At 66.2% G+C, this 22,743-nt stretch carries 20 protein-coding genes; 14 read left to right on the top strand and 6 right to left on the bottom strand.

Translation table 11 applies throughout. The annotated features are described in order from the left end of the window. Positions 1-247 precede the first annotated feature (247 nt). Positions 248-1,642 (bottom strand): argininosuccinate lyase, encoded by a 1,395-nt coding sequence (gene argH, locus APT59_RS20765; RefSeq protein WP_059316571.1) that lies wholly within the window; start codon positions 1,640-1,642, stop codon positions 248-250. 128 nt (positions 1,643-1,770) lie between these two features. Here argH and APT59_RS20760 point away from each other — a divergent pair, with 128 nt between their 5' ends. The 8 genes from APT59_RS20760 to APT59_RS20725 all read left to right on the top strand — a co-directional run bounded on the left by APT59_RS20760 (position 1,771) and on the right by APT59_RS20725 (position 8,930). Continuing rightward, positions 1,771-2,847, top strand: coding sequence for a sensor histidine kinase (locus tag APT59_RS20760; RefSeq protein ID WP_059316570.1), 1,077 nt, complete (start codon positions 1,771-1,773; stop codon positions 2,845-2,847). Between the two features lie 4 nt (positions 2,848-2,851). After that, entirely contained in the window at positions 2,852-3,598 is a 747-nt protein-coding gene (locus APT59_RS20755) for a LytR/AlgR family response regulator transcription factor (RefSeq protein WP_017639394.1), read from the top strand. 93 nt (positions 3,599-3,691) lie between these two features. Then, the gene (hemC, locus tag APT59_RS20750; protein WP_059316569.1) at positions 3,692-4,630 is read left to right on the top strand and encodes a hydroxymethylbilane synthase; all 939 of its coding nucleotides are present in this window, start codon (positions 3,692-3,694) and stop codon (positions 4,628-4,630) included. Continuing rightward, positions 4,627-5,385 carry a uroporphyrinogen-III synthase gene (locus tag APT59_RS20745; protein WP_059316568.1) on the top strand — a complete coding sequence of 253 codons (759 nt, stop codon included), beginning with the start codon at positions 4,627-4,629 and terminating at the stop codon, positions 5,383-5,385. Before hemC ends, APT59_RS20745 begins: the two co-directional genes overlap by 4 nt. A gap of 17 nt (positions 5,386-5,402) precedes the next feature. After that, the gene (locus tag APT59_RS20740; RefSeq protein WP_059316567.1) at positions 5,403-6,566 is read left to right on the top strand and encodes a uroporphyrinogen-III C-methyltransferase; all 1,164 of its coding nucleotides are present in this window, start codon (positions 5,403-5,405) and stop codon (positions 6,564-6,566) included. Then, the gene (locus tag APT59_RS20735; protein ID WP_059316566.1) at positions 6,563-7,771 is read left to right on the top strand and encodes a heme biosynthesis HemY N-terminal domain-containing protein; all 1,209 of its coding nucleotides are present in this window, start codon (positions 6,563-6,565) and stop codon (positions 7,769-7,771) included. The genes APT59_RS20740 and APT59_RS20735 overlap by 4 nt, the downstream gene beginning before the upstream one ends. 118 nt (positions 7,772-7,889) lie before the next feature. Next, positions 7,890-8,345, top strand: coding sequence for a disulfide bond formation protein B (locus tag APT59_RS20730; RefSeq protein ID WP_059316962.1), 456 nt, complete (start codon positions 7,890-7,892; stop codon positions 8,343-8,345). Between the two features lie 108 nt (positions 8,346-8,453). Continuing rightward, the gene (locus APT59_RS20725) at positions 8,454-8,930 is read left to right on the top strand and encodes an Rsd/AlgQ family anti-sigma factor (RefSeq protein ID WP_007161363.1); all 477 of its coding nucleotides are present in this window, start codon (positions 8,454-8,456) and stop codon (positions 8,928-8,930) included. Here the strand turns inward: APT59_RS20725 and APT59_RS20720 are convergent. Further along, complete coding sequence (locus tag APT59_RS20720) at positions 8,927-9,391, bottom strand: TIGR02444 family protein (protein ID WP_059316565.1); 465 nt, start codon at positions 9,389-9,391, stop codon at positions 8,927-8,929. The genes APT59_RS20725 and APT59_RS20720 overlap by 4 nt on opposite strands. Positions 9,392-9,438: 47 nt before the next feature. On the opposite strand from APT59_RS20720, the gene APT59_RS20715 reads away from it, so the two are divergent. From APT59_RS20715 to APT59_RS20705, 3 genes are read left to right on the top strand one after another with little or no spacing between them, the layout of a single operon-like run. Next, positions 9,439-11,352, top strand: coding sequence for an ATP-binding cassette domain-containing protein (locus tag APT59_RS20715; protein ID WP_059316564.1), 1,914 nt, complete (start codon positions 9,439-9,441; stop codon positions 11,350-11,352). A gap of 2 nt (positions 11,353-11,354) precedes the next feature. Further along, on the top strand, positions 11,355-11,930 hold the full coding sequence (locus tag APT59_RS20710; RefSeq protein WP_372237650.1) for a mechanosensitive ion channel domain-containing protein: 576 nt from the start codon (positions 11,355-11,357) through the stop codon (positions 11,928-11,930). Positions 11,931-11,934: 4 nt separating this feature from the next. Beyond that, entirely contained in the window at positions 11,935-12,570 is a 636-nt protein-coding gene (locus tag APT59_RS20705) for a LysE family transporter (protein WP_059316563.1), read from the top strand. Positions 12,571-12,579: 9 nt separating this feature from the next. Here APT59_RS20705 and APT59_RS20700 read toward each other — a convergent pair whose 3' ends face one another. Further along, complete coding sequence (locus APT59_RS20700; protein ID WP_059316562.1) at positions 12,580-13,344, bottom strand: SDR family NAD(P)-dependent oxidoreductase; 765 nt, start codon at positions 13,342-13,344, stop codon at positions 12,580-12,582. Between the two features lie 100 nt (positions 13,345-13,444). Between APT59_RS20700 and APT59_RS20695 the strand changes: the two genes are divergently transcribed. Beyond that, complete coding sequence (locus APT59_RS20695) at positions 13,445-13,915, top strand: YaiI/YqxD family protein (RefSeq protein ID WP_059316561.1); 471 nt, start codon at positions 13,445-13,447, stop codon at positions 13,913-13,915. 25 nt (positions 13,916-13,940) lie between these two features. Here APT59_RS20695 and APT59_RS20690 read toward each other — a convergent pair whose 3' ends face one another. Together APT59_RS20690 and APT59_RS20685 are read right to left on the bottom strand one after the other, a co-directional pair. Then, complete coding sequence (locus APT59_RS20690; protein WP_082696397.1) at positions 13,941-16,061, bottom strand: putative bifunctional diguanylate cyclase/phosphodiesterase; 2,121 nt, start codon at positions 16,059-16,061, stop codon at positions 13,941-13,943. A gap of 118 nt (positions 16,062-16,179) precedes the next feature. Next, a complete protein-coding gene (locus APT59_RS20685) occupies positions 16,180-16,734 on the bottom strand; it encodes a DedA family protein (RefSeq protein WP_059316559.1) in 555 nt (184 codons plus the stop codon). A 264-nt stretch (positions 16,735-16,998) separates the two neighbouring features. On the opposite strand from APT59_RS20685, the gene hemB reads away from it, so the two are divergent. After that, positions 16,999-18,021: a porphobilinogen synthase gene (gene hemB, locus APT59_RS20680; RefSeq protein ID WP_059316558.1), complete on the top strand. Its 1,023-nt coding sequence runs from the start codon at positions 16,999-17,001 to the stop codon at positions 18,019-18,021. A gap of 9 nt (positions 18,022-18,030) precedes the next feature. Then, positions 18,031-20,256 (top strand): polyphosphate kinase 1, encoded by a 2,226-nt coding sequence (gene ppk1, locus APT59_RS20675; RefSeq protein ID WP_059316557.1) that lies wholly within the window; start codon positions 18,031-18,033, stop codon positions 20,254-20,256. 879 nt (positions 20,257-21,135) lie between these two features. On the opposite strand, the gene ppx is transcribed toward ppk1, so the two are convergent. After that, entirely contained in the window at positions 21,136-22,635 is a 1,500-nt protein-coding gene (gene ppx / locus APT59_RS20670) for an exopolyphosphatase (protein WP_059316556.1), read from the bottom strand. Positions 22,636-22,743 lie beyond the last annotated feature (108 nt).

The following is a 22,743-nucleotide window of genomic DNA, read 5'->3' as shown; positions in this document are numbered from 1 at the left end:
AGTATCGGCCGCCTGGCCACGGTCCTGAGTGCGGGTGGTCGTCCCTATCGACGGCTGGTCGGCGGCCGCTCAGCGGCCTGCCAGGGCCTTCAGCCAGAGAGCCCTGTCGTAGACGGATTGCAGGTGGGCACAGTGCCACCAAGGCCATACGGCCTGGCTCTCCGTCAGGCAGAGCCGTCCGATGGACGGCTTGCCTGCTCCCGGGCAGCCGCCACTGAGAGGCGGTGAGGGGAGCGCAGGACAGACCTCAGCGCTTGGCCAGCAGCTCGAGACCACGCTTCACGGCGGCGCGGACCTGGGCCGGGGCGGTGCCGCCGATGTGGTCACGGGCATTGACCGAGCCTTCCAGGGTCAGGACGGCGAAGACATCCTGCTCGATCTGATCGCTGAAGCGACGCAGTTCGTCCAGGCTCATCTCGGCCAGGTCCTTGCCGCTATCCACGCCATACTTCACCGCATGGCCGACGATCTCGTGGCAATCGCGGAACGGCAGGCCCTTGCGCACCAGGTAGTCGGCAAGGTCGGTGGCGGTGGAGAAGCCGCGACGCGCTGCCTCGCGCATGATCTCGCGCCGGGGCTTGATGGCCGGCACCATGTCGGCGAAGGCACGCAGGGAGTCACGCAGGGTATCGGCGGCGTCGAACAGGGGCTCCTTGTCTTCCTGGTTGTCCTTGTTGTAGGCCAGCGGCTGGCCCTTCATCAGGGTCAGCAGGCCGGTCAGGGCGCCGAACACCCGGCCGGTCTTGCCGCGTACCAGTTCGGGAACGTCGGGATTCTTCTTTTGCGGCATGATTGAGGAACCGGTGCAGAAGCGGTCGGGCAGGTCGATGAACTGGAACTGGGCGCTGGTCCAGAGCACCAGCTCCTCGGAGAAGCGCGACAGGTGCATCATCGCCAGGGAGGCGGCGGCGCAGAATTCGATGGCGAAGTCGCGATCCGAGACGCCATCCAGGGAGTTGCCGCCGATGGCTTCGAAGCCCAGCAGCTCGCAGGTGACCTGGCGCTGGATGGGGTAGGTGGTGCCGGCCAGGGCCGCACTGCCCAGGGGCATGCGATTGACGCGCTTGCGGCAGTCGACCAGGCGCTCGTGGTCGCGGGAGAGCATCTCGAACCAGGCCAGCAGGTGATGGCCGAAGGTCACCGGCTGGGCGGTCTGCAGGTGGGTGAAGCCGGGCATGATGGTATCGGCCTCGGCCTCCGCCAATTGCAGCAGGCCCTGTTGCAGGCGGTTCAGCTCGGCGAGGATGGCGTCGATCTCGTCGCGCAGCCAGAGGCGGATGTCGGTGGCCACCTGGTCATTGCGGCTGCGGCCGGTGTGCAGCTTCTTGCCGACCACGCCCAGACGCTCGGTCAGGCGTGCCTCGATGTTCATGTGCACGTCTTCCAGGTCGACCCGCCACTCGAAGGTGCCGGCCTCGATCTCGCTGCGGATCTCGTCCAGCCCCGCGACGATGGCGTCGCGCTCGGCTTCGCTGAGCACCCCGGCCTGGGTCAGCATGCGCGCATGGGCCTGGCTGCCGAGGATGTCGTGGCGGTAGAGGCGCTTGTCGAAGTCCACCGAAGCGGTGAAGCGGGCGACGAAGGCGTCGACGGGTTCGCTGAAGCGTCCGCCCCAGGACTGGTTGGTTTTTTCGCTGCTCATGAATCGGCCTGCTGCTGGGCTTGTCGGTGGAAGTGAGAGGGGGCCGATGATAGCAGTCCTGAGCGGGTTCCGGCCTGATTCAACGGAGCCGACTTGCCGACGAGTGGTATCTGACCCACACTGGCTCCATGATACTCGAACGCCGCAAAACCCCTCGACCGGTCAAGGTCGACGACTTCTTCGTCCCGGCGCTCTGCGAACCGGAAGCCCTGCTCGTGCTGGTGGTGCTGGCCGAGCTGCTGGTGCTGGTCCTCGTCTTGGCGGAGCCCTTCACCCTGCAGTTCAACTGGATCCGGCTGGCGCTGGTGTCGCTGTTCGTGCAATGGATCGTGCTGCTGTCGGCGGCGCTGCTCTGTCGCCTGCGGCCCTGGCTCGCACGTCATCGACCGGTGGTGGCCGGCGGTTTCTGTTGCGCCATCGTGGTGGCGCTGACGCTGCTCTGCACCCTGGTAGCCGACTGGCTGCAACTGGCCGGTCCGCTGCAGCGGACCGGCGAGGTGCGGCTCTACATGCGCCATGCACTGATCGCCCTGATCATGTCCATGCTGCTGCTGCGCTACTTCTGGCTGCAGAGCCAGTGGCGCCGCCAGCAGCAGGCCGAGCTGCACGCGCGTATCGAGTCCCTGCAAGCGCGCATCCGTCCGCACTTCCTGTTCAACAGCCTGAACAGCATCGCCAGTCTCATCGCCCTGGATGCGGACAAGGCCGAGCGCGCGGTGCTGGACCTCTCGGCCCTGTTCCGTGCCAGTCTGGCCCAGCCCGGTACCAAGGTGCGCTGGTCCCAGGAGCTGGAGCTGTCACGCCGCTACCTGGAGATCGAGCGCTTGCGCCTGGGTGATCGCCTGCAGCTGCAATGGGACGTGGACGGGGTGCCGGCGGATCTGCCGATTCCCCAGCTGACCCTGCAGCCGCTGCTGGAAAACGCCCTGATCTATGGCGTCGCGCCGCGTATCGAAGGCGGTTTGGTGACCATCTTCGCCACCTACCGAGACGGGGTGTTCGAACTGGTGATCAGTAACCCCTACGATCCCGAGGTGGAGCAGCAGCCACGCCCGCCAAAGGGTACTCGTCAAGCTTTGAGCAATATCGAGGCGCGATTAACGGCACTTTTCGGACCAGCTGCGAGTCTCAAAATCGAACGCCGCGACCAGCGGCATACAACGTCTCTTCGCTATCCATGCGAGCGACTCATGCGGGAAGCCTGAGCTTATGAATGTCCTGATCGTCGATGACGAACCCTTGGCGCGCGAGCGTCTGGCCCGTCTGGTGGGGCAACTGGACGGTTATACCGCCCTGGAGCCAACAGCCACCAACGGTGAGGAAGCCCTCGCTTTGGTCGAAAACCTCAAGCCTGACATCGTCCTGCTCGACATCCGCATGCCGGGTCTGGACGGTTTGCAGGTGGCCGCGCGTCTCTGCGAGCGCGAATCGCCGCCCGCGGTGATCTTCGTGACCGCTCACGATGAGTACGCGCTCGACGCCTTCCAGGTGAGTGCCGTTGGCTATCTGGTCAAGCCGGTACGCCAGGAAGACCTGGCTGCCGCCTTGGGCAAGGCCCAGCGTCCGAACCGGATGCAGCTTGCCGCCCTGACCAAGCCGCCGGCCAGCGGTGGTCCGGGGCCGCGCAGCCATATCAGCGCCCGGACCCGCAAGGGTATCGAGCTGATTCCGCTGGACGACGTGGTCTACTTCATCGCCGACCACAAATACGTGACCCTGAGACACTCGGGTGGCGAGGTCCTGCTGGACGAACCGCTCAAGGCCCTGGAAGACGAGTTTGGCGAGCGCTTCGTACGTATCCACCGCAATGCCCTGGTGTCCCGCGAGCGCATCGAGCGCCTGCAGCGTACCCCTCTGGGTCACTTCCAGCTGTTCCTCAAGGGCATGAATGGCGATGCGCTGACCGTCAGCCGCCGCCATGTGGCCGGTGTGCGTCGCCTGATGCACAGCATCTGACGTCGCTTCCGGGTCGGTGACCGGCGCGCAGCGGGGGAGGGGCGCCGGTCGACCTGCTATCATGGCCGGCAATCTGACGTGCCGGTAATGTCCATGCTCCGCGAAATTCGTATCGCCACGCGCCAGAGTGCCCTGGCACTGTGGCAAGCCGACTATGTGAAAGCCCGCCTCGAAGCGGCGCATCCGGGATTGCGGGTGAGCCTGCTGCCCATGACCAGCCGCGGCGACAAGCTGCTCGACGCACCGCTGGCCAAGATTGGCGGCAAGGGTCTGTTCGTCAAGGAGCTGGAAAACGCCCTGCTCGACGGCAGCGCCGACATCGCCGTGCATTCGATGAAGGACGTGCCCATGGAATTTCCTGCGGGCCTCGGGCTATACGCCATCTGCGAGCGGGAAGACCCGCGCGACGCCTTCGTCTCCAATCGCTATGCGCGCCTCGCCGATCTGCCCCACGGCAGCGTGGTAGGCACCTCCAGCCTGAGACGCCAGGCCCAGTTGCTGGCCCTGCGACCGGACCTGGAGATCCGCTTCCTGCGCGGTAACGTCAATACGCGCCTGGCCAAGCTCGACGCCGGCGACTACGACGCCATCATCCTGGCCGCCGCCGGCCTGATCCGCCTGGGCTTCGCCGAGCGCATCCGAGAATCCCTGACCGTCGAGAACAGCCTGCCTGCCGGTGGCCAGGGCGCCGTGGGCATCGAATGCCGGACCGACGATGCCGAGGTCCACGCCCTGCTCGAACCCCTGCATCATTTCGACACCGAGCGCCGGGTCGCTGCGGAGCGCGCCCTGAATCGTCGCCTCAACGGTGGCTGCCAGGTGCCCATCGCCTGCTACGCGGTACAGGAAGGCGAATTGCTCTGGCTGCGTGGTCTGGTCGGTCAGCCTGATGGCGCTCTGTTGCTGCGCGCCGAAGCCCGAGGTCCCGTCAATGATCCGGCCGGTCTTGGCGTGGCCGTGGCCGAAGACCTGCTGGCGCAGGGCGCTCAGGGCATCCTTGACGCCGTCTACGGGATTTCCGGCGAATCATGAGCGGCTGGCGCCTGCTCCTGACCCGGCCGGCGGAGGAGAATCCACCGCTGGCCACTGCCCTGGCCGCGGCGGACATCGCCAGTGCCAGTCTGCCGCTGCTGGAGCTCCAGCCGCTGGCGGAAACCCCCGAACAGCGCACCCTCTGGCTCGATCTGGACCGCTATGCCGCCGTGCTGGTGGTGAGCAAGCCGGCCGCTCGCCTGGGGCTCGCCGCCCTGGACCGCTACTGGCCGCAACCGCCGCTGCAGGCCTGGTTCGCCGTGGGCGCGGCCACTGCGGCGGTGCTCGAAGACTATGGTCTGCATGTGCACTATCCCCCACGCGAAGACAGCGAAGGCCTGCTGGCCCTGCCGGCCCTGGCCGACGCCTTGCAGCGTCCTGAGCCCCAGGTGCTGCTCTTGCGTGGCGAAGGGGGGCGCGATCTGCTGGTCGAGACCCTCAGCGCCCGTGGTGTCCGTGTCGAGGTGCTCGAACTCTATCGCCGCCAGTGTCCGCAGTACCCTGCAGGGCAGGTCCTAGAGACCCTGGCAGCGGAACGCCTGAATGCCATCATGGTCAGCAGTGGGCAGGGTTTCGCGCATCTGCAGGCCTGTGCGGGTGCGGATTGGCCCGTGGTGCGCCGTTATCCCCTGCTGGTACCCAGCGCCCGAGTGGCCGAACTGGCGCGCGCCAGTGGCTGCCCCCGCGTGATCGAGTGCCAGGGCGCCAGCGCCGGCGCTCTGATCGCCACGCTAGCCCATCACCATCCGGATTGACCCTACAAGGAATTCCCGTGAGCGAAACTCAAGCCCCCCGCGCCGATGACGTCTCTCCCGATCCTGTCGTGACTCCCGCCTCGCCACCACCGGCACCGCCTCCGGTAGGTGCGCGCCGCAAGGGCTCCGGCAAGGCGTCCGGTCTCGCGCTGCTGGCCCTGCTGGTAGCCGCTGGTGGCCTGGGAGTGGGCGGCTGGAGTGTCTGGCAACTGCAGCAGATACACCAGAACGAACAGGCTCAGACGGCCCAGGCCGAGGACCTGCGCAGCCAGTTGCGGCAGCTGGAGGTACGCAACCAGGCGCTGAGCGCCGATCTGGCACGCCTGCCGTCGGCCAACGAGCTGGAAGAACGCCGTCGTCAGCTCGGTGCCCTGCAAGGTGATCAACAGCACCTCGCCGAACAGTTCAAGGAGGTGGTCGGCCAGAGTCGCCAGGCCTGGCGCCTGACCGAGGCCGAGCATCTGCTGCGCATGGCGACCCTGCGCATGACTGCCCTGCAGGACGTGCCCAGCGCCCAGAATCTCCTGCAGGGTGTCGATGACATCCTCAAGGCGCAGAACGATCCGGCGGCCTTCAACGCACGTCAGCAGGTGGCCAATGCCCAGCAGACGCTGCGACAGCTGCCCGATCTGGACCGGACCGGGCAGTTCGTCCAGCTGGCCTCGCTGCGCAATCAGGTACAGAGCCTGGAGCCATTGCCGCCACGCTTCTCCGCCACCGTGGCCGATCAGCCCGGCGTCGAGAAGGCCGCAATACCGCCGAGCAATGCCTTGCAGCAATGGTGGCAGGACTTCCGCCAGCGCATCTCCAGCTATTTCCGCATCGATTTCTCCGCCGACCAGCCGATCCGCCCGCTGCTGGCCGAGGAATCCCTGGCCCAGGTACGCCTGGCCATGAGCCTGGCGCTGGAACAGGCGCAATGGGCCGTGCTCAACGGCAATCAGGAGGTCTATCGGCTGTCCATCGAGCAGGCGCAAGACGTCCTCGCCGCCCATTTCAACAACCAGAATCCTGACAGCCTTGCAGTCAAGCTGCGCCTGCAGGAGCTGGCCGAGCGCCCGGTCACCTTCGAGGCGCCTGACCTGACGCCGGCCCTGACCGCGCTGCAGGCCTATATCGCGCAACGTCAGCAAATCCAGCCGACCAATGCCGCCGGCGCGGCTCAGGAGAATCGCCCATGAAGCGCCTGTACCTGCTGTTCCTGTTCGCCCTGCTCGTCGGTCTGGGCGTCGCCGTGGTGCTGGCCAAGGAGCCGGGCTATGTGCTGCTGTCCTACAGCAACTTCCGTTATGAATCGAGCCTCTGGGCCTTCCTGGCCCTGTTGGTGGCGATCTGGCTGGCGCTCTACATCCTCAAGCTGGTGTTGGGCGCCCTGGGCCTGACCGGCAAGGTGCTCAACCCCTGGTCGCGGCACAATCGCCAGCGGCGCCTGGAGCAGGCCCGCCACAAGGGCCAGCTGGAACTTGCCGAGGGGAACTGGAGCGGTGCCCTCAAGCATCTGAAAGGCGCGGCCGAGCACGCCGACCAGCCGCTGTTCGTGCTGCTGGGCGCGGCCCGCGCCGCCAACGAACTTGGCGACCTGGAAGAGCGCGATCGCCTGCTACGTCAGGCCCGGGAGCGCGAGCCTCAGGCCGAGCTCGCCATCGGCCTGCAACAGGCCCGCCTGCAGATCGACCGGGGTCAGTACCTGGAAGCGCGTGACAGCCTGGCACCGCTGCAGGCCAAGTATCCGAAGAATGGCGAGGTGCTGCTGCAGCTGCAGCGTCTGCAGGTGACCCTGCGCGACTGGCCGGCCCTGATCGCCCTGCTGCCGCAGCTGCGCAAGCAGCAGGTCTTGCGGCCCCAGGAGCAGGACGACCTGGAGCGCAAGGTATGGATCGCTACCCTTGACGAGGTCCCGGCTCAGGGCGCCGAGTCGGCGGTGGATGCCCAGTGGCAGCAGGTCCCCACGGCGCTCAAGGGCGATGCCTCGGTGGTGCTGGCCTATGCCCGCCAGTTGCGCGCCATCGGCCGTGACGATCTGGCCGAAGAGGTCTTGCACATCACCCTCAATCGCCAGTGGGACGAGCGCCTGGTCGAACTCTATGGCCAGCTGCGTCCTCGCGACGCCAGCCGGCCACTGCACCATGCCGAGGGCTGGCTCAAGGACAAGCCCCAGGATCCGGTGCTGTTGCTGGCCCTGGGGCGGCTGTGCATGAACAACCAGCTGTGGGGCAAGGCGCGTGAGTACCTGGAGCGCAGCCTGGCGCAGCGTCCCTCGGCGATCACCGCCGGCGAGCTGGCCCGGGTGACCATGCAGCTGGGCGATGTGAGCCGCAGTCAGCAGCTCTTGCAAAGCCAATGGCGCGATCCGGCGGCTGGTTCGCTACCCCCGGCGAAGGGCTGACAACCTCCCTCGCTAGCCCGGGTCCTTGAAAGGTGCCCGGGCTTTCACTACCGTAACGTCCCAATTCCCTGTTGGAGACGGCGCGTCCGTGACTAGTCCCCGCTTCATCTTCCTGTTCATGGCCGCCACCTGCGCGGTGCTCATGGGCGTCGGTCTCTATCTTGAGCACGTGGTTGGGCTGGAGCCCTGTCCGCTGTGCGTCATGCAGCGGATCTTCTTCATCCTGGTCGGTGTGGTCGCCCTCATCGCCGGCATCCAGGCGCCTGGCAAGCGAGGCCGCCGTATCTACGGGGTCACCCTGCTACTGCTGGCCGCGGCCGGTGCGGCCACCGCCGGGCGCCAGGTCTATCTGCAGACGGTGCCGGCGGAAGAGCTGGCGGCCTGCCTGCCCAGCCTGGACTACATGATGCAGGCGCTGCCCTTCCAGGAGATCATTCGCCTGGTGCTGCACGGCACCGCCGACTGCGCCGAGGTCAACTGGACGCTGTTCGGTCTGAGCATCCCGGAATGGAGCCTGTTGGCCTTCGTGCTGCTCATGGCCTTGAGCCTGGTCAAGATCTTTCGCCGTCGCTGACTTTCTCCGAGCAACGGCACTCGCCTGGCGAGACGATGTCGGTATAGTTCCTGATAACACCCGGGCGCCTGCGCCCGGACCGTTTCGCCCGTATAGAGAGCTGCCGTCATGCTAGAAACCTGCCGCAATGCCCAGGAACGCTGGGGTGGGGTCCACCAGCTGATCGACCGCTGGCTGATTGCCCGCCGCGAGCTGGTGACCGCCTACGAAACCCTGGACATGGAGCCCCTGCTGGGTCCGGTGCGCGAGGTGAGCGAATTGGAGCGCCTCTGCGACATGCTGGTCGACTACATGTCCACCGCGCACTTCGAGATCTACGAGCAATTGGTGGCTGAAGCCCGCGAATTCCAGGACGAGCGCGCCATCGAGTTCGCCGACAGCGTCTATCCGCGCCTGCAGGCCCTGACCGACGCCGCCCTCAACTTCAACGACAGATTCGAGCGTGGCGCCTATCGCGACCCGGGGCTGCTGACCATCGAGCTCAAGCTGCTGGGCGAAACCCTGCGCGAACGCTTCGAGTTGGAAGACTGCCTCATCGAGGTGCTGCACACCTCGCACCAGCAGCCGCGGCTGGCCTCGGTCTAGACCCGGATCACCCGTGCCGCCTCGGCCAGCAGGTCGAGGTCCGCTGGCGCTGCCCCGCGCGGTGCCAGGGCATGCAACCAGCCTCCCGGGTGCTGCGCATCGCGGCACGGCCAATGCGCCGCCAGTCGCGCCAGGCGGGCGAGCTGTTCACGTTCCGCCGCCAATTCCAGTCCCTTGAGCTGCTCGCGCAGCGCCGCCAGGCGTTCATCGACTCCGGAGGGGGTCTTCCAGGCCTGGCGCAATTGCCGCAGAGGGCGCACCACCGTGTCCTGCCAGTGCTGCGAGGCACGCTGCAGCCGGGTCAGCCCCTCGGCATCCAGGGCGCAGGCGCGCCGATCCAGCCAGAGCGCCGTCAGGACCAGGCAGACATCGGCCCCGGCCTCCTGCAGACGCAAACAGGCGCCTTCCACGCCAGGCCGGGCGTATACTGCCAACGCGAATTCCCACAGGTCCTCTTGCATGTCCGCCTCCCCATTCGTGGGTGGTGGAGCTGCTACACTCCGCCGCCATGATCCGACTACAGAACCTTACTCTACAGCGTGGTCCCCAGCGTCTGCTCGAAAGCGCTGACCTGACCCTGCATCCCGGCCAGAAAGCCGGTCTGATCGGTGCCAATGGCGCCGGCAAATCCAGTCTCTTCGCCCTGTTGCGCGGCCAGCTCGGCGCCGACGCCGGCGACTGCCACATCCCGGCCGCCTGGCGCATCGCCCACATGCGCCAGGAGGTGGATACCCTGGAGCGGCTGGCGGTGGACTACGTACTGGATGGCGACATCGAGTTGCGCCGCATCCAGCGCGAGTTGGCAGCCGCCGAAGCGGCCCAGGACGGTAATGCCCTGGGCCGGCTGCATGCCGACTTCGAGGCCGGCGACGGCTATACCGCCGATGCCCGGGCCCGCAAGCTGCTGGCCGGTCTGGGCTTCACCACCGCGCAGATGGAGCGCCAGGTCGGCGACTTCTCCGGTGGCTGGCGGATGCGCCTGAACCTGGCGCAGGCGCTGATGTGTCCCTCGGACCTGCTGTTGCTGGACGAACCCACCAACCACCTGGATCTGGACGCCATCCTCTGGCTGGAAGACTGGCTCAAAGGCTATCCCGGCACCCTGATCCTGATCTCCCATGACCGCGATTTCCTTGATGCGGTGGTCGATCACGTGGTGCATCTGGACCAGCAGAAGCTGGTGCTCTATCGCGGCGGCTATTCCAGCTTCGAGCGCACCCGCGCCGAACGCCTGGCGCAGCAGCAGCAGGCCTACGACAAGCAGCAGGCCCAGCGCGCCCACATGGAGAAGTACATCGCCCGCTTCAAGGCCCAGGCCACCAAGGCGCGCCAGGCACAGAGCCGGATCAAGGCCCTGGAACGCCTGGAAGAGCTGGCGCCGGCTCATGTCGACTCGCCCTTCGAATTCGTCTTCCGCGAGGCGGACAAGCTGTCCAGCCCGCTGCTCGACCTGGCCGAGGGCCGGCTGGGCTACGGCGAGACCACCATCCTGCATCCGGTCAAGCTGCAACTGACGCCGGGCGCACGGATCGGCCTGCTCGGTCCCAATGGCGCCGGCAAGTCGACCCTGATCAAGACCCTAGCCGCGGAGCTCGAACCCCTCGGCGGCCGGCTGCAGCGGGGCGAGAATCTGGCTATCGGCTACTTCGCCCAGCATCAGCTCGATTCCCTGGACGCCAAGGCCAGCCCGCTGCTGCACCTGCAGCGCATCGCCCCTGGCGAGCGCGAGCAGAGTCTGCGCGATTTCCTGGGTGGCTTCGACTTCCGTGGTCCACGCTGCGATGAGACGGTGCTGAATTTCTCCGGTGGCGAAAAGGCACGTCTGGCCTTGGCCTTGATCGCCTGGCAGAAGCCCAACCTCCTGCTGCTGGACGAACCCACCAACCACCTGGACCTGGACATGCGCCTGGCCCTGACCCTGGCGCTGCAGGAATTTGCCGGGGCGGTACTGGTGGTGTCTCACGATCGCCATCTGCTCAAGAGCACCACCGACGAATTCCTGCTGGTGGCCGACGGCAAGGTACAAGCCTTCGACGGCGACCTGGACGACTACAGCCGCTGGCTGGTGGATTTCCGCGCCCGTCAGGAGCCAGGCCTCGTAGCCGGCGAGGGCGCCGCGGTCGACAAGACCGACCGCAAGGCGCAGCGTCAGGCCGCCGCGGCCCTGCGCCAGCAGCTGGCGCCGCTGAAGAAGACCGCCGACAAGCTGGAAGCGGAGCTGGGCAAGCTGCAGGAAAAACTCGCCACCCTGGAGGCTCGGCTGGGTGACAGCGGTCTCTACGACGCCGCGCGCAAGGACGAGCTGCGCCAGGCACTGGCCGACCAGGCCGCCGCCAAGACCCGTGAAGCAGAACTGGAAGAGCAGTGGCTGGAGGCCCTGGAACGGCTGGAAAGCCTGCAAGCCGAACTCGAGGGGGCCTGATGATCGAGTGGCTGCACACCTGGCTGCCCGGCTGGGGCGACTACCTGCTGGTAGCCGGCCAGGTCGCCTTGGTGCTGCTGATCGGCTATGTGCTGCAGCGCATCGTCGCCCGCGCCGTCACCGGCCTGGGCGAGCGCTATCCGCTGCCGCCGCAGATCGTCCTGGGGCTGCGCGGGACCCTGCGCTGGCTGATCATGGGCAGTGCCATCCTCATGGCTCTGGAGCGCTTCGGCGTATCCGCCGCCGTGCTCTGGACGGCCATCTCCGGTTTCGTCGCCGTGGCGGCGGTGGCCTTCTTCGCCATCTGGAGCGTGCTGTCCAATCTGTTCTGCGCGGTGCTGATCTTTACCGTCGGGCCCTTCCGCCTGGGCGATCGTATCGAGGTGCTGGACGCCTCGGACAAGCCCGGCATCAAGGGGCGGGTGGTGGCCATCAACATGCTCTTCGTGACCCTGCAGGAGCTGGACGACAACCAGGAAGGCGCCCTGGTGCAGATCCCCAACACCCAGTTCTTCCAGAAGTCGGTACGCCGTTGGCGTGATGCCGACGGCTCCTTCGACTTCCACCTCGACAGGTAAGCCCATGAGTCTGCAGGTCTGGACCGGTTTCTTCATCGCCTGCTGGATGATCAGCCTCTCGCCGGGGGCAGGCGCTGTCGCCTCCATGAGCGCGGGCGTCAACCACGGTTTCCGGCGCGGCTACTGGACGGCACTGGGCCTGCAGCTGGGGCTGGCCCTGCAGATCGCCGTCGTCGCCGTGGGTGTCGGCGCCTTGCTAGCGACCTCGCAGCTGGCCTTCACCCTGATCAAGTGGTTCGGGGTTCTCTATCTCGCCTACCTGGCCATCCGCCAATGGCGCGCGGCGCCGTTGGACCTGGGCGAACAGGTGGCCGGCGAACGTCTGCCACCGCGTATCAGCGCCCTGATCATGCGTGGCTTCCTGGTCAACGTGAGCAACCCCAAGGCGCTGATCTTCCTGCTCGCGGTATTGCCGCAGTTCGTCGATCCCCGGGCGCCCCTGGCCGCGCAGTACCTGATCATCGGGGCGACCATGGTCACCGTCGACCTGATCGTCATGGCCGGCTACACGGGCCTCGCCGCCCGGGTACTGACCCTACTGCGCACCCCGCGTCAGCAGCGCATCACCAACCGGGTCTTCGCCAGCCTGTTCCTCGCCGCCGCGGCGCTGCTGTCCACGGTGCGCCGCGCCGCGATCTGAAGCCGGCCGCTACCAGGCCACCGCCTGACCCTGCCAATCCCAGAAACTGCCGGTCTCGGCCGGGGTGCGGGCGGCCAGTACTTCCAGCAGCCGCTCCGCCGCATAGCCTGGCGTAAACAGCTTGTCAGCCGGCACCCGTGCCTGGAAGGGGCGTGACAGCGCGGTATCGGTGGTGCCGGGATGCAGGGCCAGCACGCAACTCTGGGGGTTGAGTCGAGCCAGTTCGATGCTGGCGCAGCGCAGTCCCTGGTTGAGCGCGGCCTTGGCCATCCGGTAGCCATACCAGCCACCCAGGCGGTTGTCGCCAATGGAGCCGACCCGTGCCGAGAGCGCCGCGATCTGGCAGGGATGCTGGCCCTTGAGCAGCGGCGTCAGCTGCCGGATCAGCAACAGCGGCAGTACGGCATTGGCCAGATAGCTTTCCACCAGGCCGGCCTGACCCACCTGCGCCAGGCTCTTCTCGGCCTGTGCCTGCTCGCCCTGCAACAGGCCCGAGGCGCACAGCAGCAGGTCCAGGCGCGGCGTCGCGCCCGCTAGCCGGGTCGCCAGGTCGGTTGCGGCGAGCGGATCGACATCAAGCCGGCGCAGACGCGGGCCGTGCTGCCGCGCCAACTCGGTCAGGCCCTCATGGGCTTCAGCCTGGCGCGCGCAGGCCCAGACCAGGCCCACGTCGTCACGGGTCAGCAGCTGCTCGCACAGGGCCAGGCCGAGGCCGCCAGTGGCACCGTACACCAGGGCCTGAGCGGGGTGCTCCAGGCGTTGCCAGAAGGTCATGGGTGGACTCCGGTCGGATCGGTATCCCTGTCCGACCGCGCCGCTGCGCTGGGGTGCGCCGCCACGGCGCGGTATCCTGGGCTTTTGCCGGAGAAATCTCGTGATCCTGTGGATCGATGCCGATGCCTGTCCGCGCGCCGCCAAGGAGCTGGTCTGCAAGTTCGCCCTCAAGCGCAAGCTGGAGGTGGTGCTGGTGGCCGGACAGCCGCAGATCAAGCCGCCCTTCGCCTGTGTCCGCCTGGTGGTGGTACCCAGCGGCCCCGATGCCGCTGATGATCACTTGGTCGAACAGGCACAGCCGGGTGACCTGGTGATCTGCAGCGATATTCCCCTGGCCGATCGCCTGGTGAAGAAGGGCGTGGCTGCCCTTGATCCGCGTGGCCAGGAGTTCGACGAGCGCAACATGGGGCAGCGTCTGGCCATGCGCAATCTGATGACCGATCTGCGTGACCAGGGGCAGATGGGCGGCGGCCAGGCCGGCTACGGCGAGCGGGATCGCCAGGCCTTCGCCAATGCGCTGGATCGGTTGCTGACCCGTCTCCAGCGCGAGGCCGCCGCCAGGCCTGTATGAGCAATGCCGATGCTTCGGACAGGACCTAGGCGGGAACGGCCGTGATGCTGTGCTGCTGCAGCCAGGTACGCAGTTGCGGCAACGGCATGGGTCGACCGAACAGATAGCCCTGCATGAAGTTGCAGCCGTTGGCCTGCAGGAATTGGCGCTGTTCGGCGGTTTCCACCCCTTCGGCGACCACATTCAGGCCCAGCTTGTGCGCCATGGCGATGATCGCCGAGGCGATGGCCATGTCGTTGCTCTGTTTGGGGATGGTGCGAACGAAGGAGCGGTCCACCTTGAGCGAGTCCACCGGTAGCCGACTCAGGTAGGCCAGCGACGAGTAGCCACTGCCGAAGTCGTCGATGGAGACCCGCACACCCAGGGTGCGGATCTCGCCGAGCACCTCGACGGCCACGTTGAGACTGTGCATCAGGGCGTTTTCGGTCACTTCGAGAGTCAGCGCCGAGGCGGGTAGATCTTCGGCCTGCAGCGCCCGGGCGATGGCCTGGGGCAGGAGGCGATCACTCAGATTCAGCGCCGAGCAGTTCACCGACACCCGGAGCGCCAGGTAGCCCTCGCGGCGCAGCTGGGCCAGGTCGGCACAGGCCTGGCGCATGACCCAGCCATCCAGGTCAGCGATCAGCCCGGTTTCCTCGGCGACGCGAACGAAGCGTTCGGGACTCAGCGGACCCAGCACCGGATGCTGCCAGCGGACCAGGGCTTCCAGGCCGACGGGCCCGCCCGCGGGGTCGACGATAGGCTGGTAGGCCACGTGCAGGCCGCCCTGGGCCAGGGCGTGGCGCAGGTCCATCTCCAGGCTGAGCAGGTCATCGGCCTCGCGCTGGAGTTCGGTGGTGAACCTCTGGCTGCAATTGCGCCCGCTGCGCTTACAGTGGCCGACTGCCAGGCCGGCACTGCGCAGCAGCTGGCCGGCGTTGGCGCCATCCTGGGGATAGTGGGCGATCCCCAGGCTGAAGGTCATGGCGATGCGCTGCCCGGCCAATTCGAAGGGCGGGCGCAGCTGCTCCAGCAGACGCAGGGCCAGGGGCTGGCTGTCGCCGCGCTGGCCCAGGGGCAGCAGCAGGCTGAATTCGTCGCCGGCATAGCGGGCCAGTGGTAGATCGTTGTCGAGCACGGCGCGAATCCGCTGCGCCATCTGGATCAGCAATTCATCGCCAAGGGCATGGCCGAGGCTGTCATTGATGCGTTTGAAGTGGTCGATGTCCAGCATCAACAGGGCGAACTGCTCGCCGGTCCGCGCCTGACCGATGGCCCGATCCACGGTCTGGATGAAGCTGGCGCCGTTGAGCAGATGGGTGAGGGGGTCGTGCAGGGTGATCTGGTCGAGCGTGGTGGAGACCCGTTCCAGACGCAGGCGCTGGGCATGGAAGCGCTCGCCAGCCCAGGCGGCGAGGAGGCCGACCATGATGATGAACAGGGTGCCGAGCGCGATCCCCATGCCCAGCTCCAGATGCTGGTTCATTTCCGCCAGGCCATCCGGCTCGAAGCCAACGGGCACGGCCAGGGTCAGGGCGGCCATGCCGGTGAAGTGCATGGACACGATGGCGAAGCCGAGTCCCAGGCTCCCCAGCAGGCGCAGCCAGACGGTCCTGAGGCCAGTCCTGCCGCGCAGGCGGAAAGCCAGCAGCAGGGCGCCAAGGGAGGCCAGGCTGGCGATCACCACCGAGACCACCACCAGCAGCGGATCGTAGAGCTGCACCGCCACCGAGTGCATGGCCAGCATCCCGGTGTAGTGCATGGTCGCGATGCCCAGGCCGGCGGCCAGAGAGGCGAGCAGATACTGAGGTGCGGTCAGGGATTCGCGACCGATCAGGTGCATCACCGTGTAGGACACGGCAATGGCGATCAGCAGCGAGCCCAGGGTCTGCAGCGGGGCATAGTGCACATGGATGCCGATCTTGAACGACAGCATGGCCAGGAAGTGCATCGACCAGATGCCACCACCCAGGGCGATGGCGCCGATCAGCTTGGCCAACTCGCTGCCGCGGCGGGAGCGACTGTTGGTCACCCAGTCGGCCATGGCCAGGGCGGTATAGCCCGCCGCACTGGCGATAAGGTAGGACAGCACCACCAGTACGCCTTCGTACGTGTTGGCGGCCAGGACCTGATGACCGGGGGGAAGCAAGGTGGAGAAATTCAGCATGCTCAATCGCCAGCTTGCCGCACGGGCGTTAAAGGAGGTTGATGCTCAGGGCATCGGCAGCGGCGGCCGAGCCTTTAATCCGGTCGATGGGCGTAGCCGCTAACCGGACGTTCGCCCATCAGACCTTGGGTGCGCGGCTGCGGCGCCAGAGCCAGAGCAGCAGGCCGATCACCACCAGGCCGCCCAGCACCATCAGTTCATAGCGCTTGAGATTGCCCAGCACGCCTTCGAGAACCGCGCCGAAGTGGTAGGCGGCGTAGCCCAGCACCGTGGCCCAGACGATGGCGCCGATACCGTTGAGGATCAGATAGCGCGCCGGCGGATAGCCGGACAGGCCGATGGCTACCGGCATCACCGTGCGCAGGCCATAGACGAAGCGAAAGCTCAGCACCCAGAGATCCGGGTGGCGCCGGATGTGCGCCAGCGCCTTATCCCCGGCAGCTTCCCACTTGGGCTTGCGCGCCAGCAGCTTGCGCCCGTGGCGACGACCGAGGAAATACCAGAGCTGATCGCCGGCATAGCTGCCGCAGAAAGCGACCAGTATGACGGTCTGGATGCTCATGTAGTCACGAAAGGCGAGAAAGCCGGCCAGCACCAGAATGGTTTCGCCCTCGAAGAAGGTGCCGAGAAAAAGGGCGAAATAGCCGAAATCGTGGAGGAATTGCTGGAGCATTCGGCGCTACACGAGGTGAATTGAAGATGGCGCAGCCTACCCCGGTTGGCGCCTGGAAAGAAAGTGTGACGGACTTCCGTCCGCCGGGTGCCAGGCGGTCAGCCACAGATTTCACTGCGACCCTGTGTCACGCCAGCTCCGGTCAGCGTCTGCCTTGGATAGGCGCTATAGGCACACCATATTGTCATCTACTGTTACCAATCGGTCATGATTGTGGCCTATAACCCCTCACACTGACCCGTGATCCGGGTCTGGGAGTCGATCGTGAGCTTTACCCCCATCAGCCGTAGCTACCCTGCCACTCGCATGCGCCGCCAGCGCCGCGACGAGTTTTCCCGTCGTTTGATGCGCGAGCATGCACTGACGGTGGATGACCTGATCCTGCCGGTCTTCGTACTGGACGGTGAAGGCCGTCGCGAAGCCGTGCCCTCGATGCCCGGCGTCGAGCGGCTGTCCATCGACCTGCTGCTGGAGGAGGCCGCCGAACTGGTAGCGCTGGGTATCCCCGCCGTGGCCCTGTTCCCCGTCACCCCTGTCGAGCGCAAGTCGCTGGATGGTGCCGAGGCCTACAATCCCGACGGCATCGCCCAGCGCGCCACCCGCGCCCTGCGCGAGCACTTTCCCGAGCTGGGCGTGATCACCGACGTGGCCCTGGATCCCTTCACCACCCATGGCCAGGACGGCATCCTCGACGAGCGCGGCTACGTGCTCAACGACATCTCGGTCGAGGTGCTGGTCAAGCAGGCGCTGTCCCATGCCGCGGCGGGGGCGCAGGTGATCGCACCCTCGGACATGATGGACGGTCGCATCGGTGCCATCCGCGCCGCCCTGGAAGACGCGGGTTATCATAACGTGCAGATCATGGCCTACTCGGCCAAGTACGCCAGCGCCTACTATGGGCCTTTCCGCGATGCCGTCGGCTCGGCCGCCAACCTGGGCAAGGGCAACAAGGCCACCTACCAGATGGATCCGGGCAACAGCGACGAGGCGCTGCACGAGATCGCCGGCGACCTGGCCGAGGGCGCCGACTCGGTGATGGTCAAGCCGGGCATGCCCTACCTGGACATCGTCCGCCGGGTCCGTGAGGAATTCCGCGTGCCGACCTTCGTGTACCAGGTGAGCGGCGAGTACGCCATGCACATGGCCGCGATCCAGAACGGCTGGCTGTCCGAGGCCGTCATCCTCGAATCGCTCTTGGCCTTCAAGCGCGCCGGGGCCAACGGCATCCTCACCTATTTCGCCAAACGCGCCGCCCAACAACTTCGCCAGGGGCCTTCGCGTTCCTAAGGAGCTTCAATGAGTAGCCAGGGTTTCGTCGAAACCGATCTGCAACAATCAGCCACCGTCGAGTCCACGGACCTGACCACCGAGGCGGTCGCGCCAGACGCCGCTGTCCAGCCCGCGCCCGTGGTGGAGGCGCCGCCCGCGCCTACCGTGCCGGCGGCCAACGTGGACGACAGCAGCCTCTATATCCATCGCGAGCTGTCGCAGCTGCAGTTCAACATCCGGGTGCTGGAACAGGCCCTCGACGAATCCTATCCGCTGCTCGAACGCCTCAAGTTCCTGCTGATCTTCTCCAGCAACCTGGACGAGTTCTTCGAGATCCGCGTGGCGGGCCTCAAGAAGCAGATCGCCTTCGCCCGTGAGCAGGCCGGGGCCGACGGCCTGCTGCCGCACCAGGCGCTGGCGCGCATCAGCGAAATCGTCCACGGCCAGGTGGAACGGCAGTACGCCATCCTCAACGACGTCCTGCTGCCGGCCTTGGCCGAGCAGCAGATCCGCTTCATCCGGCGGCGCTACTGGGACGTCAAGATCAAGGCCTGGGTGCGCAAGTTCTTCCGCGACGAGATCGCGCCGATCATCACGCCCATCGGCCTGGATCCGACCCACCCCTTTCCGCTGCTGGTGAACAAGAGCCTCAACTTCATCGTCGAGCTGGAGGGCATGGACGCCTTCGGCCGTGACTCGGGCCTGGCCATCATCCCGGCGCCGCGCCTGCTGCCGCGGATCATCCGGGTGCCCGAGGAGGTCGCCGGTCCCGGGGACAACTACGTCTTCCTGTCCTCGATGATTCACGCCCATGCCGACGATCTCTTCCCCGGCATGAAGGTCAAGGGCTGCTTCCAGTTCCGCCTGACCCGTAACGCCGACCTCTCGGTGGACACCGAGGATGTCGAAGACCTGGCCCGTGCCCTGCGCGGCGAGCTGTTCTCGCGTCGCTATGGCGATGCGGTGCGGCTCGAGGTGGTGGACATCTGCCCGAAACACCTTACCGACTACCTGCTCAAGCAGTTCAATCTGGGCGAAAGCGAGCTGTACAAGGTCAACGGTCCCGTCAACCTGACCCGGCTGTTCTCCATCACCGGGCTGGATAGCCATCCGGAATTGCAGAGCGCCCCCTTCACGCCGACCATTCCCAAGCTGCTGCAGAAGAAGGACAACCTCTTCAACGTGCTGGGCAAGCTCGATGTGCTGCTGCTGCACCCCTTCGAGTCCTTCACCCCGGTGATCGACCTGATGCGCCAGGCCGCCAAGGACCCTAACGTCCTGGCGATCAAGCAGACGCTCTACCGCAGCGGTGCCAACTCCGAGATCGTCGACGCCCTGGTGGACGCGGCGCGCAGCGGCAAGGAGGTGACCGCGGTCATCGAATTGCGCGCCCGCTTCGACGAGGAATCCAACCTGCAGCTGGCCAGCCGCCTGCAGCAGGCTGGCGCCGTGGTCATCTACGGCGTGGTGGGCTTCAAGACCCACGCCAAGATGATGCTCATCCTGCGCCGCGAGAACGGTGAGCTGCGTCGCTATGCCCACCTGGGTACCGGTAACTACCATGCCGGCAATGCCAAGCTGTACACCGACTACAGCCTGCTGACCGCCGACGTGGCCCTCACCGAGGACGTGCACAAGCTGTTCAACCAGCTGATCGGCATGGGCAAGACCCTGCGCATGAAGAAGCTGCTGCACGCGCCCTTCACCCTGAAGAAGAACCTGCTGGAGATGATCAACCGCGAAGCCGTGGCGGCCAGCGAAGGACGTCCGGCGCAGATCATGGCCAAGGTCAACGGCCTCACCGATCCCAAGGTCATCCGCGCCCTCTACAAGGCCAGCCAGGCCGGGGTGAAGATCGACCTGGTGGTGCGTGGCATGTGCTGCCTGCGTCCGGGCGTACCGGGCGTGTCCCACAACATCCAGGTGCGCTCCATCATCGGCCGCTTCCTGGAGCACAGCCGCATCTACTACTTCCTCAACGGCGGTGACGAGAAGCTCTATCTCTCCAGCGCCGACTGGATGGAGCGCAACCTCGACATGCGCGTCGAGACCTGCTTCCCGGTGGAGGGCAAGAAGCTCATCAGCCGGGTCAAGAAGGAGCTGGAAGGCTACCTCACCGACAACACCCAGGCCTGGGTACTGCAGGAGGACGGCAGCTACGTGCGGCAGTCGCCCACTGGCAACCAGAACGCCCGTAGCGTGCAGGCGACGCTGCTGGAGCGGCTGGCCAGTCCGGTGGTGAATACCCGCTGAGGGAGTTTCGGGCCCATGCCACCATGGGCCTAGCCGTTCCGTAGGTTGGGCTGAGCGCCAGCGAAGCCCAACTGTTGGCTTTTCACTGCAAGAGCTGATTATCGTGTTTTGCTGACGGCTCTTGTTTCGCCTGGCCGGCGACTTACTTTTCTTTGCTTGCGGACCGCCGCCCGGTGCAAAGAAAAGTAAGCAAAAGAAAGCACACCCCACGTTTCGGCCCTCCGCTGCGCTCCGGGTCCCCTCGCTCCTTGCTCGGCGTCCTGCCTCGCATCCTCCTAAGCGGCACCTACACTCGGCCTCACTGATGGGGACGGGGCGCAAGCCTAAGGCTTGGGTGTTCACAGGTGTAGCGTGGAAAACCGCGCAGCGTTTTCCACTGATGAGCTTGATCATAAACAGTGGACAAGGCTGCGCCGTTGTCCACGCTACGGGTTACGGGCTCTTCAACCAACACTTTCAGGCTGGCGAATCGCCCCGTTCAGGAGGGCGAACGCCAGTGTCGTGGAGTGGGTCGAGCCGCATGGATGCGGCGAGAGGCCTAACGGGCCATGGACGGCTCGTGTAGGCCGACCCGGAACGGCGCTGGCGTGAGCGAAACGTAGCGTAGCGGAGTAACAGCCGCAGGCTGGCCCGAAGGGCGAGCAACGCGAGTCACCCGCAGCGCAGCGGAGGGCCGGATGTCCAGGGCAAGCGTTTTTGCTTACTTTTTTCCGGGGCGCGCAGCCGCGTTTGAAAAAAGTGAGTCGCCCGGGTGGGCGAAACAAGAAACATCAGCAAAGCTCGATGAACAGCCAGGGCACTTACAAAACCTAGGGTGCAGAGTTGCACATGCAACAGTTGGGCTTCGCTCCCGCTCAGCCCAACCTACGAAAAATCCCCTCAGCGAACGCTCAACCGATACCCCACCCGCTCCAACCACTGGGCTTCCAGCTCGAAGTCGGCCTGGGTGAGGGGGTTTTCCTCCAGCCAGCCGTCGGGGAACTGCACGTCCAGGCTGCGCTCGCCAGCGCTGAGCTGGACGTCCGGAATGCTCTTGTGGCGGATGTGGTGGAAGAGGATGGCGAAGCGCAGCAGCAGGGTCAGGCGCAGCAAGGGCTCGCCTTCCGGGCCCAGCTCCTGCAGGCGATCCTGGGGGATGTTGCGGCGGTGGCCGCGCACGAGCAGTGCCAGGGCTTGCTGGTCACGGCGGGAGAAGCCGGGCAGGTCCGAGTGCTCGATCAGGTAGGCGCCGTGCTTGTGGTACTGGTAGTGGGCGATATCCAGGCCCACACAGTGCAGGCGCGCCCCCCAGCGCAGCAGCTCGGCATGGTTCTCGTCGGTCAGGCCCCAGGCGTCGGCGACCTGGGCCAGGGACTTGAGCGCGCGCTTTTCCACGCGCTCGGCGTGACGCTGGTCCACGTGGTAGCGCTCGGCCAGGCCCTTGAGGGTGCGTTCGCGGACGTCCTCGTGGCTGTGCCGGCCGATCATGTCGTAGAGCACCCCTTCGCGCAGGGCACCTTCGGAAAGGTGGATCTCCTGCAGTTCCAGGGCCTTGAACAGGGCTTCGAGGATGGCCAGGCCACCTGGCAGGATGGCGCGCCGATCCGGCTTCACGCCATCGATGTTGAGCAGGTTGATGTCGCCCTGCTTGAGCAGCTTGCGCTTGAGCCACTCGATGCCGTCCGGGGTGATCTCGCCATTGCCACGGCCGGCGGCCTGGATCGCCAGAGCCACGGCGCGGATGGTACCGGAGGCGCCGAGAGCCTGGTGCCAGCCCATCTCGCGCAGGCCCTGGTCGATATTCATCAATTCCAGGCGCGCGGCAGTGTAGGCACGCGCATATTGGGCCGCGGTGATCTTGCCGTCGGCGAAGAATCTCTTGGTAAAGCTGACGCAGCCCATCTGCAGGCTCTCGCGCTGCAGGGTCTCGAAGCGCTGGCCGATGATGAATTCGGTGCTGCCGCCGCCGATGTCGGTCACCAGGCGGCGCCCGGGCACATCGGGCATGGAGTGGGACACGCCCAGATAGATGAGGCGGGCCTCTTCGCGACCGGAAATGACCTCGACCGCATGGCCGAGCACGGCTTCGGCGCGCTGGATGAATTCGGCGCGATTGCGCGCCTCGCGCAGGGCATTGGTGCCCACCACCCGTACGGCGCCACGCGGCATGCCGGCGATCAGCTGGGCGAAGCGGCGCAGGCAGTCCAGGCCACGCTGGATGGCCTCTTCGCTGAGCAGGCGCGATTCGTCCAGGCCGGCGGCCAGCTGGATCTTTTCGCCCAACCGCTCAAGGATGCGGATCTCCCCGTGGAAATTGCGCGCCCGGACGATATGAAAGCTGTTGGAGCCCAGGTCGATGGCGGCGATCAGTTCGTGGGGTTCGGCTGGCGAAGGCTGCATCTGGAGGCTCTCGGCGATAAACCGCGCCATCGTGCCAGCTAGCCGGTGATGGCTTCAAGCGCACAGCGGTTACGGTTGCGCAAAGTGGCAGAAAAAATAGGGTTTTTC

Source organism: Pseudomonas oryzihabitans, from assembly GCF_001518815.1.
Taxonomy (GTDB): domain Bacteria; phylum Pseudomonadota; class Gammaproteobacteria; order Pseudomonadales; family Pseudomonadaceae; genus Chryseomonas; species Chryseomonas oryzihabitans_E.
This window is presented reverse-complemented; position numbering and strand designations above follow the sequence as displayed.